The 10,597-nt window shown below is 70.6% G+C and carries 10 protein-coding genes and 1 tRNA gene; 4 read left to right on the top strand and 7 right to left on the bottom strand.

Features of this window, described 5'->3' with window-relative positions; translation table 11 throughout:
• A partial coding sequence (locus G5C51_RS35270) for a methyltransferase domain-containing protein (RefSeq protein WP_165243792.1) occupies nt 1-619 on the top strand: 619 nt, incomplete at its 5' end.
• Nucleotides 620-665: 46 nt separating this feature from the next.
• Here G5C51_RS35270 and G5C51_RS35265 read toward each other — a convergent pair.
• The 3 genes from G5C51_RS35265 to G5C51_RS43405 all read right to left on the bottom strand — a co-directional run bounded on the left by G5C51_RS35265 (nt 666) and on the right by G5C51_RS43405 (nt 4,012).
• Nucleotides 666-2,000 carry a lipase family protein gene (locus G5C51_RS35265; RefSeq protein WP_165243790.1) on the bottom strand — a complete coding sequence of 445 codons (1,335 nt, stop codon included), beginning with the start codon at nt 1,998-2,000 and terminating at the stop codon, nt 666-668.
• 149 nt (nt 2,001-2,149) lie between these two features.
• On the bottom strand, nt 2,150-3,409 hold the full coding sequence (locus G5C51_RS35260; protein ID WP_165243788.1) for a cytochrome P450: 1,260 nt from the start codon (nt 3,407-3,409) through the stop codon (nt 2,150-2,152).
• A 243-nt stretch (nt 3,410-3,652) separates the two neighbouring features.
• Nucleotides 3,653-4,012: an ANTAR domain-containing protein gene (locus G5C51_RS43405; RefSeq protein ID WP_240930137.1), complete on the bottom strand. Its 360-nt coding sequence runs from the start codon at nt 4,010-4,012 to the stop codon at nt 3,653-3,655.
• A 281-nt stretch (nt 4,013-4,293) separates the two neighbouring features.
• On the opposite strand from G5C51_RS43405, the gene G5C51_RS35250 reads away from it, so the two are divergent.
• The gene (locus tag G5C51_RS35250; RefSeq protein ID WP_165243785.1) at nt 4,294-5,001 is read left to right on the top strand and encodes an MBL fold metallo-hydrolase; all 708 of its coding nucleotides are present in this window, start codon (nt 4,294-4,296) and stop codon (nt 4,999-5,001) included.
• Between the two features lie 30 nt (nt 5,002-5,031).
• On the opposite strand, the gene G5C51_RS35245 is transcribed toward G5C51_RS35250, so the two are convergent.
• Nucleotides 5,032-5,670 (bottom strand): hypothetical protein, encoded by a 639-nt coding sequence (locus G5C51_RS35245; protein WP_165243783.1) that lies wholly within the window; start codon nt 5,668-5,670, stop codon nt 5,032-5,034.
• 474 nt (nt 5,671-6,144) lie between these two features.
• Here G5C51_RS35245 and G5C51_RS35240 point away from each other — a divergent pair, with 474 nt between their 5' ends.
• Complete coding sequence (locus G5C51_RS35240) at nt 6,145-7,065, top strand: calcium-binding protein (RefSeq protein WP_165243781.1); 921 nt, start codon at nt 6,145-6,147, stop codon at nt 7,063-7,065.
• A gap of 155 nt (nt 7,066-7,220) precedes the next feature.
• Here the strand turns inward: G5C51_RS35240 and G5C51_RS35235 are convergent.
• Together G5C51_RS35235 and G5C51_RS35230 are read right to left on the bottom strand one after the other, a co-directional pair.
• A tRNA-Arg gene (locus tag G5C51_RS35235) sits at nt 7,221-7,293 on the bottom strand.
• Nucleotides 7,294-7,351: 58 nt separating this feature from the next.
• Nucleotides 7,352-7,933, bottom strand: a complete 582-nt coding sequence (locus tag G5C51_RS35230) for a GNAT family N-acetyltransferase (protein WP_165243779.1) — start codon at nt 7,931-7,933, stop codon at nt 7,352-7,354.
• 209 nt (nt 7,934-8,142) lie between these two features.
• Here G5C51_RS35230 and recQ point away from each other — a divergent pair, with 209 nt between their 5' ends.
• Nucleotides 8,143-10,056: a DNA helicase RecQ gene (gene recQ, locus G5C51_RS35225; protein WP_165243777.1), complete on the top strand. Its 1,914-nt coding sequence runs from the start codon at nt 8,143-8,145 to the stop codon at nt 10,054-10,056.
• A gap of 107 nt (nt 10,057-10,163) precedes the next feature.
• Here the strand turns inward: recQ and G5C51_RS35220 are convergent.
• Nucleotides 10,164-10,597, bottom strand: a 434-nt coding sequence (locus tag G5C51_RS35220; RefSeq protein ID WP_165243775.1) for a DNA glycosylase AlkZ-like family protein, incomplete at its 5' end; no start/stop codon positions are given.

The raw sequence follows: 10,597 nt of genomic DNA, 5'->3' as shown, positions 1-10,597 counted from the left end.
GACATACGCCGCCGCCTGCCCGCCGCGCCGCACCGCGCGCCGTAGCTCGGCGGCGGCCGCGGGCGAGGGCGGACCGTTCCGTTTCGTCGTGGGCGACGCGATGCGGCTGCCGGTGCGCGACGGCGCGTTCGACCTGGCGGTCAGCGGCCTGGCGCTGAACTTCGTCCCCGACCCGGCCGCGGCCGCCGCCGAGCTACGGCGCGCGGTGCGGCGCGGCGGGCAGGCGGCGGCGTATGTCTGGGATTACGCGGAGGGCATGGGCTTCCTGCGCCGCTTCTGGGACGCCGCGGCGACGGTCGATCCCGCGGCGGCGGCGCGGGATGAGGGGGCCCGGTTTCCGGTGTGCCGGCCGGAGCGCTTACGGGCGGTGTGGGAGGAGGCCGGGCTGGCGGAGGTGTCGGTCGCGCCGATCGAAGTCCCCACCCGCTTCGACGACTTCAACGACCTCTGGGCCCCCTTCCTGGCAGGCCAGGGCCCGGCCCCCGGCTACCTCGCGGCGCTCCCCCGCGCCACCCGCGACCAGCTGCGCGACCGCTTCGACGCGACCGTGCCGCGTCAGGCGGACGGCTCCATCGCGCTGACGGCGCGGGCGTGGGCGGTGTGGGGGAGGTGTGCTTAGCGCCTCGCTTCGGGGAGGCCGGGGCCGGGCCGCGCGGGCCCGTCCGTCAGCCCGCCGGTGCGTGCTCCTCCGGTGCCAGCGAGTTCCCCGCCGGGATCTGCCCGCAGCTGGACGGCGGGGTCTTGCCCGCGAAGCGGTCGTTCAGCCAGTCCAGGGCGACGGGGGCCCAGGGGACGGTGGCGCCGACGTGGCTGAGCGTCTCGTACTGCTTGAACTTGATCGACGTATTGCCCTTGTCGCAGTACTGCCGGGCCAGCGCCCGCACATCCCCCGCGACCATGACGCCGTCGCCGGTACCGATGCCCGGGAGATTGCTGGGGGTGCCCTCCAGGACGCCCCCGTCCCCCTGAGCGATATAGCCGGGGATCGTCGGGGTGGGTGCCTCACCGAGGTTGAGCTTGTTCACGGCATCGACGAACTCGGGCACCGAGTTGGGGTTCGCGAACTCCGGCTTGGCGAGCTTCTTCCAGGTCAGGCCGGGGTATTGGCCGAGGGCGTTGACGATCGACGCGTGCTCGAGCTTCTCGTAGACCGTGCGGCCGTAGTCGCTCATGTAGCGCTTGAGGTCGATGTCGTACGCGCGGGCCGCCCCGATCAGCGCCATCGGGATGACGCCGGCCCAGACCGTACTGCCGTCCACGTACTTGAGGTTGTGCGCGGGCGCCACGAGCAGCCCGCCCTCGGCGAAGCCGACGAGCCGGCGGTTGATGTCGGGCGCGTACTTCGGCGCGAGCGCGGACGCCCAGTGGGTGGCGATGGCGCCGCCGGAGTAGCCGATCAGCCCGAAGCGGGTCGCGTCGCTCATCCCGGTCTCCTTCGCCTTGCTCACGGCGCGGAGGGAGTCGAGCGTGGTGGTCCCGTATTCAGGCCCTGCGGCGAAGTTCGCGGTCTGCCCCTCGGTGTCCGGGACGATGACGTCGTAACCCTGCAGCAGGAACGGCACCAGCACGAGCGATTCGGCATTGGGCAGCAGCCCGCCGAGGCTGACGTCGCCGGCGATGGCGCGGGAGGGCCCGTGCTCGGGATTGAGGGAGTCGTACGCCGACTGGTACGAGACCGCCTTGCTGCCGTCGCTGCCCACGCCGCGGACGACGCTGGTCACGCCGGCGGAGGGGCGGCCCTGGGCGTCGGTGGTGCGGTAGAGGAGCTGGGTGGCCCGCACCGGGGTCGGGATGCCGACGACGTGGTACTGCAGCGTGCGGGTTTTGAGGACGTCGCCGGGTTCGTAGGAGGAGAGGGGCTTGCTGCCGTCGTAGGTGTAGAAGCTGTCGGCGGTGGCTGCCGCTCTCGGGGTCGGCTGGGCGGTCGCGGCCGGGGCGGACGTGAGGGCAAGCGCGGTGACGACCGCGGTCGCGAGGTGCCGGATGGCGGGTTTGGGCATGACTCCCTCGGCTCGTGAATGGGGTTCACAGGGATCACTGCTGGGTGTTACTCACAGGTAAAGCAGCCGAAAGCTACCAACAGGTAAGGGAGTTGCCCAGAGATACGACAGAACTGTATTAATCAAGGCCCGCCGTCATCGGCCCGCCGTCACCGGCCCCACGTCACCGGCACCTCGGACACCCGGCACACCCTGCTGTCCGTGCCCCACGTGAGCTCGGCCGGGTCAACGGTGAGGGCCGGATCCGGCAGGCGGGCGAGGAAGGCCCGCAGGGCCTCCTGGAGTTCGACGCGCGCGAGGTTCGCGCCGAGGCAGAAGTGCGTGCCGTGGCCGAAGGCGAGATGGCGGCTGTCCGCGCGGCGGATGTCGAGGGCGGAGGGGTCGGCGAAGTGCGCCGGGTCGAGGTTGGCCGCGGCCATCGAGGGCAGCACCCCACGCCCCTTCGGCACCACGCCGCCGGACGGCAGCTCGACGTCCTCCCGCGCCATCCGCAGCAGGCCGTAGTGACCGGGGATCTCGGCTCGCAGGATCTCCTCGACGGCGCCGGGCAGCAGCCCGGAGTCCGCCCGCAGAGCGGCCAGTTGCTCCGGGTGACGGAGCAGCGTGAGGATTCCGCGGGCGATGGAGTTGGCGGTGGTCTCGTGTCCGGCCACGATCAGCCCGCAGACGGTACGGATCAGCTCCATCTCGCTCAGCCGGTCGCCTTCGTCGTGGGCGTCGATGAGGTCGTGCAGCAGATCCGGCAGGTCCGGCAGCTCCGGCAGACCCAGCGGATCCGCCACCGGCTGCTTCCGGTGCGCCTCGACCAGCCCGTACACATACGTGCCGAACTCGACCGCCGACCGCTCCCGCTCCTCGCCCCCGGCAGGCGTCACCGACAGCATCGTGTCCGACCAGGCGCGCAACTGCTCGACATCGTCGGCGGGCACGCCGAGCACCCGGCAGATCACCCGCACCGGCAGCGGAAACGCGAAGGCGTCGAGGAGATCGGCGGGCGGCCCGGCGGCGACCACGCCGTCGATGAGCTCCTCGGCGATCCCCCGGATGTGGCCTCGCCACTTCTCGGCCCGCCGCACGGTGAACGCCGGCTGCAGAATGCGCCGCAGCCGCGTGTGCTCCGGCGGATCCATATTGACCAGGTCCTCCGGATGCCCGCCGAAGTCCCCGCCCTCGGCGAGAATCCGCGGCGCCCCCGGCTCCAGCAGCAAACCGCGACTGAAGCGCGGGTCGGAGAGCACCTGCCGCACGTCGTCGTACGACGTCACCATCAACACTTGATCACCGCTGGGCAACCGCGCCTCGGCCATCGGACAGCGCCCGCGCATCTCCTCGTATACGGGCGGCGCCGAGCCGTGCTCCCCCGCCGCGAACGGATATACATAGACGCCCTTGCTCCGCTCCTGAGTCATCCGACTCCCCCAACGGGCCCGTCCAATGAGCTGACGCCCAGTCAGCATCGCAGAGCCGCGGGTTGGGGGGCAGCCGACATCCGGCCCAGGTTTGCTGCTCGCGGGCCGGGCTACCCGGCACCTGCGTTGCTGCAGGCCTGCTGGGACGAAGGCGCCGGCGGTTGAGCAGACAGCCTCCGGTGCCGCCCTGTCGACGCGACGTACCGTCAAGGGGGATCAGCGCTGGGGGTCAGCGACTGGGGATCAGCGCGGAGCAGCATTGCGGAGGAGCGCAAGCTCGCGCCGCAGTTCAAGCCGCACCGCCTGCTGGAGCTCCCGGCCCTCCATGCTCGCGACGAGGTCCGCGGCGACCTCGCGGAGCTTGACGTTGCTGTGCTGCGAGACGTCGACCAACAGCCGCCAGGCTCGTTCACTGGAACACGGCGCCAGTGCCATCAGCATGCCGCGCGCCTGGTCGATGACCGGCCGGCTGACCATCGCGCGCAGCAAGTGCTCGTTCTCCGCCCGCAGACGGGCATTCTCCGCCGCCAGCGCGCGGTCATCCACCGATGCGGCCCGTTGCTCCGGGCGGCAGTTGGTCAACCGCGCATTCGTCGCCTTCAAGACATGCTCCCCGATCGGCAGCGGCCACTTGACGGAGCTGGGCTCATCACGATGCCGGGGGCTGGGGCGTGGCAACCAGCGTAGACGCGCCCACGCCCACACAGAACCCTCGCGCCCAACCCGCACGCATTCCCCGCTCGACCGGGCTCGCTTGCTCAGCCCTCCGGAGCGCCTTCGAGCTGCAAGTGCCGGACGAGGGAGGGCCATAAGCGATGGCGCCCGCACTCCGACCCGACATAGGTTGGCCGCCACTTCGAAGACCTCATCCTCGGGAGAGGCTCATGAAACTCGCACCTCATCTGCACCGCCTCGGCAACGATGTGGTGGCGTGCTACCTCATCGACACCCCCGACGGAATCACCCTCGTCGACGCCGGCCTCCCAGGTCACTGGAAAGACCTGCAGCGCGAACTCGACTCCCTGGGCAAGTCTTTGGACGACATCCGCGGACTCGTCCTGACCCACGGCGACTCCGACCACATCGGCTTCGCCGAACGCCTCCGCAGCGAGCACGGCGTACCGGTGTACGTCCACACCGCCGACGCCGCCCGCGCCCGCACCGGCGACAAGCCCAAGACCGCGTTCGGCCCCATGCGACTGGGACCCACGCTGCGCTTCTTCGGCTACTCCCTGAGCAAGAACGGCCTGCGGACCCGCTACCTCGCCGAGGTCACCGAGATCCACGACGGCGACGTCCTGGACCTCCCCGGCAAACCGGCGATCGTGGGCATGCCGGGCCACTCCCCGGGCAGCGTGGCCGTGTACATCCCCATCGCCGACGCGGTCTTCGTCGGCGACGCCCTGACCACCCGCCACGTACTCACCGGCCGCACCGGCCCCCAGCCGGCCCCTTTCACGGACAACCCGACCGAAGCCCTGGCCTCCCTGGACAAGATCACCGGCCTGGAGGCGTCCTGGGTCCTCCCCGGCCATGGAGCTCCCTGGCAGACCTCACCGGCGCAGGTAGCCGAGACAATCAGGGAGAGCTGAGCTGCAAGGGATGAGGCGTTGTGCAACGCCTCATCCCTTGCAGCTCGCAACGCCCTGCTCGACGTCGACCTTCGAGGCCTGGAAGGCGCCAGGCAGCTTCGGGACCTCCGTCATCACCACCCGATAGCGGCTGTAGTCCTCGATGCTCGGCTTGAGCTTGAAGACCTTGCCCGTCTTCGCGTCCTTGGTGAAGAAGGCCGATTCATCGAGGCAGAAGCTGACCTCGAAGCCCGTGCCGTTCGAGCTCTCCTTGGTCTCGGCCCGGTAGTGGCGCCGCAGGCCGGTGGCGGTCTGCCCCTTGTCGACGCGCCGAGCGATCTGATCCCTCGCGTACAGCAGACCGTCCTCCCGCGCATACATGTGGTGCGCCGGATCATCCGCCGACTGCTCGGCCACCCCCTTGTAGATGCTCCGGACAAAGTCCTCCGCATCCCGCAGCGCCGCGTCCTTGCCCTTGTCACCCGTCAAGGGAAAGTCGAAGGCCAGCTTCATTTCCTTCGGCAGCCCGAGATCCACACCCTTCACCGGGCTGGCGGGGGTCTCGGCCGCCTTGGGGGACTCCGGCGCCTTCTTCGAGTCCTCCGTCCCCTCGGCCCGACCTGCCGGCTTGCCCGGCTCGCGGTCATCGCTCCCGCAGGCGGTGAGGCTCAGCGCCGCGACTGCGGCCATGGCAGCGGCAGTGGCGGCAAGGGCGGTCCTACGTACAGGCATCAGCTACAAGCTCCCCGGTCGAATGACCGTGCGCACGCTACCGGACCGCATCCATGGCGCAGCCGCGGACAGCAGGGGCCGGGGCGAGATCGGTGAGGACGTCCGGCTGCAGGGTGATGCCGACGGTCAGCGCGCTTCGCCGCGAAATCTGCGTCGCGGGTGACGCGTTCGGCTCGCAGGCGCTCGCGGCCCGCCCCCGCGCGTGGCGGCGCAGGGCGCGCATCGTACCGAGGACCCCACGCCCCGTGACACAACCCCCCGCGCGACACGCCAACGCAGGTGACGCACCTCACACACCTCGACTGTCGCGCACGTACAACCTATTCACCTCCTCGCCGATCAAGACTGTGCGGCCGCCACGGCCGTGCGTGATCAGGGTCCGCCCGTCTGCGACCTGCATCCGCCCGTCGATAGTCGTAACGGAGCCGCCTCATGTCCCAGCACTCCCGCAAGAAGTTCACGCCCGGCAAGAAGGTGACCCTGGGCGTCAGCGCACTGGCCGCCTCCGGGCTCGCCGTCGGCCTGCTCGTCACCCCGTCCGCGACTGCGGGCGGGACCGACGCGGCCAAGGCGCTGGAGCAGAGCAAGGCCGCGGCCGCCGACGCGTCGGAGGCGAAGGCCGAAGCGCCCAAGACCCGCGCGAGCACTGCCGACGTCACCGAAGTCTCCGGCATCACCGTCAACGGCGGCAACAGCGCCCAGGTCGGGACGACGAACACGCAGACGATCACCGTGAAGTGGACGGTCAGCGGCGGGTCGACGCTCTACGGGAGCGACGCGTCGATCTGGCGCGGCACCGACACCGACACCGGACTGAAGCAGTGGATCAACTCCGAGCAGTTCGATGCGGGCACCGAGCCCTGCGTTTCGAACGGTGACGGCACGCACAGCTGCACGGCCACCTACAAGATCGACCCCCAGAGCGACCTGACGAACGAGGATGCCGGCGCCTGGAAGATCTCCCTCTACGCGATCACCGAGGCGACCACCGACGTGGACACCGACAACGCCAAGACCTGGTACCTCAAGCGCTGGTCCCGGCTGAGCAACAACGCGTCCCCCGAGCCCGTCGCCAAGGGCAAGACGATCACGATCACCGGCAAGCTGGAGCGCGCCAACTGGGACACCTACAAGTACGCGGGCTACACCCAGCAGACCGTCCGCCTCCAGGAGCGTTCGCTGACCGGCTCGTACGCCACCACCAGCAGCCACAGCACCGGAACCGGCAGCCTGGCAGGCGTCGAGAAGCAGACCCGCACCGCCACCACCGACCGCTGCTACCGCTACAAGTTCGAGGGCACCACCACCACGCCCCCGGTCACCGCCACCGGTGACTGCGTAGACGTCCGCTGACCCCACCGACCTGGCTGACCCCACGGGTCAGCCAGGCACCGGGCGGCCGAGCGGCGCACCAGCAAGTACAGCTCACCACCGCCGCCAGCGTCGCATAACTCCGCGACAGGGCAGCGCGCCTACCCGAGAGAGGTAAACGCGCTGCTCAGACACAGTGCCCCCGGCAGGATTCGAACCTGCGACACCCGCTTTAGGAGAGCGGTGCTCTATCCCCTGAGCTACGGAGGCGGGGCCAGTGACAGGGTAGCGGATCACCCCAATGCCCGGGGCCGTGGGCAGCGGGCGACTACGCCTGGATGCGGGTGTGGACGTGCATGTCATGCCAGCCGTCGGTGTGCAGGGCTGAGCTGCGGCGGGTGCCTTCCAGGGGGTAGCCGGACTTCTCGGCTACGCGGCAGGAGGCCGCGTTGCCCGTGGAGTGGAGGAGGTCGAGGCGGTGGAAGCCGGCGGCCACGGCCCATTCCGTCATGGTCGTCAGGGCGCGGGGGGCGACCGCGGTACCGCGAGCCGTCGGCGCGATCCAGTAGCCGATCTCGGCGGTGCCCTCGTGGAGGTCCATCAGGCGCAGGGCCATGCGGCCGAGGCAGGCATCGTCGGTCGTACGGGCGATCGCCCACTGGGCGGCCGTCCCGGCAGCCCAGCCGTCGCGCCACTGTTTGATCAAGCCGGCGGCTTCGTCGGCGGAGTCCAGGCGGCGGGCGTGCCAGCGGATGATCGCTTCGTCCTGGTAGGCGGCGAGTACGGCGGGAGCGTCGGTGTCCTGCCAGGGGCGGAGATGGAGGTCGCCGTCGCCCGGCACGGGGAGGGCAGGCTGCGGGCCGGCGGTGAGGGTGCCGGGCGGAATGGCGGGCTGCGTGAGCTCGGGCATACCGGAATGATCCGCATGGGCGGGCGAGCCTGGTCAAATGCTTTACGGGCTGCGCTCACGGCCTGTGCACGGCCTGCACCACAGCCTATGCCCACGGCCTGCACCACAGCCTCTGCTCACGGCCCGTATGTCAAGGACCACCCCCGCCCCCCACGGAGTTATCCACAGGCCGGAGCGAGTGATCTTGGAGCTCTCCTAGCATTGCCCGCATGACTTCTGAGCTGACACCCGAAACCACCGCGGCCGCCCCCGCGCATACGGCGAGCGAGGCGGCCGAGGTGCTGCAGCGCGTCTTCGGCTATGACGCGTTCCGGGGTGAGCAGGAGGAGATCATCGAGCATGTCGTCAGCGGCGGCGACGCGCTCGTGCTGATGCCCACCGGCGGTGGCAAGTCGCTCTGCTATCAGATCCCGGCGCTGGTCAGGCCGGGCACGGGCGTGGTGATCTCGCCGCTGATCGCGCTGATGCAGGACCAGGTGGACGCGCTGCGGACGGCAGGCGTGCGGGCCGGCTTCCTCAACTCGACGCAGGATCCGGATGAGCGGCGGCTGGTCGAGCAGGAGTTTCTGCGGGGCGAGCTGGACCTGCTCTATCTCGCACCCGAGCGGCTGCGGCTGCAGGGCACGGTCGAGCTGCTCGACCGGGGAAAGATCGCGCTCTTCGCGATCGACGAGGCGCACTGCGTCGCCCAGTGGGGGCACGACTTCCGGCCGGACTATCTCGCGCTGTCCGAGCTGCATGCCCGCTGGCCCGATGTGCCGCGGATCGCCCTCACCGCGACCGCCACGGAAGCGACGCACACGGAGATCGCCGGCCGGCTCGGCCTGGAGCCGGGGCCGGACGGCCGGGTGCGGCATTTCGTGGCGAGCTTCGACCGCCCCAACATCCAGTACCGGATCGTGCCCAAGGCCGACCCGAAGAAGCAGCTGCTCAAGCTCATCCGCGAGGAGCACGACGGGGACGCGGGCATCGTCTACTGCCTGTCCCGGGCCTCGGTGGAGAAGACCGCCGAGTTCCTGGTGCGGAACGGCATCGAGGCCGTGCCGTATCACGCGGGGCTCGACGGCGGCATGCGCGCCGCGCACCAGTCGCGCTTCCTCCGCGAGGAGGGGCTGATCGTCGTCGCCACCATCGCCTTCGGGATGGGGATCGACAAGCCGGATGTGCGCTTCGTCGCGCATCTCGACCTGCCGAAGTCCGTCGAGGGTTACTACCAGGAGACCGGTCGCGCCGGGCGGGACGGGCTGCCGGCCACCGCCTGGCTGGCATACGGGCTGCAGGACGTGGTGCAGCAGCGCAAGATGATCGACACCTCGGAGGGCGATGACGCCCACCGCCGCAAACTCGGCACCCACCTCGACGCGATGCTCTCCCTCTGCGAGACGGTGCAGTGCCGGCGGGTCCGGCTGCTGGACTATTTCGGCCAGCGCGGCTCGGCCCCGTGCGGCAATTGCGACACCTGCCTCGCCCCGCCCGCCACCTGGGACGGCACGATCGCGGCGCAGAAGCTGCTGTCGACAGTGGTGCGGCTGCAGCGGGAACGGCGGCAGAAGTTCGGCGCGGGGCAGATCATCGACATTCTGCTCGGGAAGAAGACGGCGAAGGTGGTCCAGTTCGACCATGACGGGCTGAGCGTCTTCGGCATCGGTACGGATCTGCGTGAAGGCGAATGGCGCGGGGTGGTGCGGCAGTTGCTGGCGCAGGGCCTGCTCGCGGTCGAGGGCGATTACGGCACGCTGGTGCTCACGGACACGAGCGGCGAGGTGCTCGGCGGCCAGCGCGAGGTGCCGATGCGCAAGGAGCCGGAGAAGCCGGTGCGCACATCGTCGGGCCGCAAGAGCGGGGGCGGCGGCAAGAGCGCCGCGGCCGCCGAGCTGCCGGAGACTGCCGTCCCGGTCTTCGAGGCACTGCGCGCCTGGCGAGGAGCCACGGCAAAGGAACAGGGCGTCCCGGCCTACGTCATCTTCCACGACGCCACCCTGCGCGAGATCGCCGCGGCCCCGCCGACCACGATGGAGGAGCTGTCCGCGGTAAACGGCGTCGGCGAAAACAAGCTCGCGAAGTACGGCCAACAAATCCTCGACGCCCTGGGAGAGGCCGAACACCCGATAGACGCCCCATGAGAGCCGGCGGCAGACCACAGTCGCCTACCCGAGCCCGTGACAGACCGCAGCCGGCCCACGCCACGAGCCCATGAAGGACCGCAGCCCGCCCACCCGGCCCACGCGCCCTAAGCGTGCGCGCCCACCGTCACCTCGCCCACGGTGAGCTCCGCCCGCGCCTCCAGGATCTCGCCCACCCGCTCCACCTGCGCCTCCAGCTCCCGCAGACGGGGCGCGGTGAGGCGGTCCAGCGGCTCCACGGTGACGTGCAGCCGGCGCCCGGAGCGGCGCTGGTGCCACACGCCCGCGGCGGTGCCGTCGATGAGCAGCACGGGGAAGTTGCCCGCCTGCCCGCCCGCCAGCGCCCGCTCGTACGCGCGGCCGGGAAAGAGCAGCTCGCGCGGCTGTCCAGCGACGGCATACGCGTCGAAGTACGGCAGCAGCCGCAGCCCGGCCGGCGGCTCATCCGGCACATCGGTGTCGCCGGCGACGACCCAGCCCGTGGCCCCCACCGTGCCCGACCCGGCCGCCGCAGCCTCGGCAGACCTGGCCGCCCCAGAAC

Origin of the sequence: Streptomyces coryli (assembly GCF_011044975.1) — a bacterium.
Taxonomy (GTDB): domain Bacteria; phylum Actinomycetota; class Actinomycetes; order Streptomycetales; family Streptomycetaceae; genus Streptomyces; species Streptomyces coryli.
Note: the sequence above shows the minus strand (reverse complement) of the source record. Positions and strands in the feature narration are given on the sequence as shown.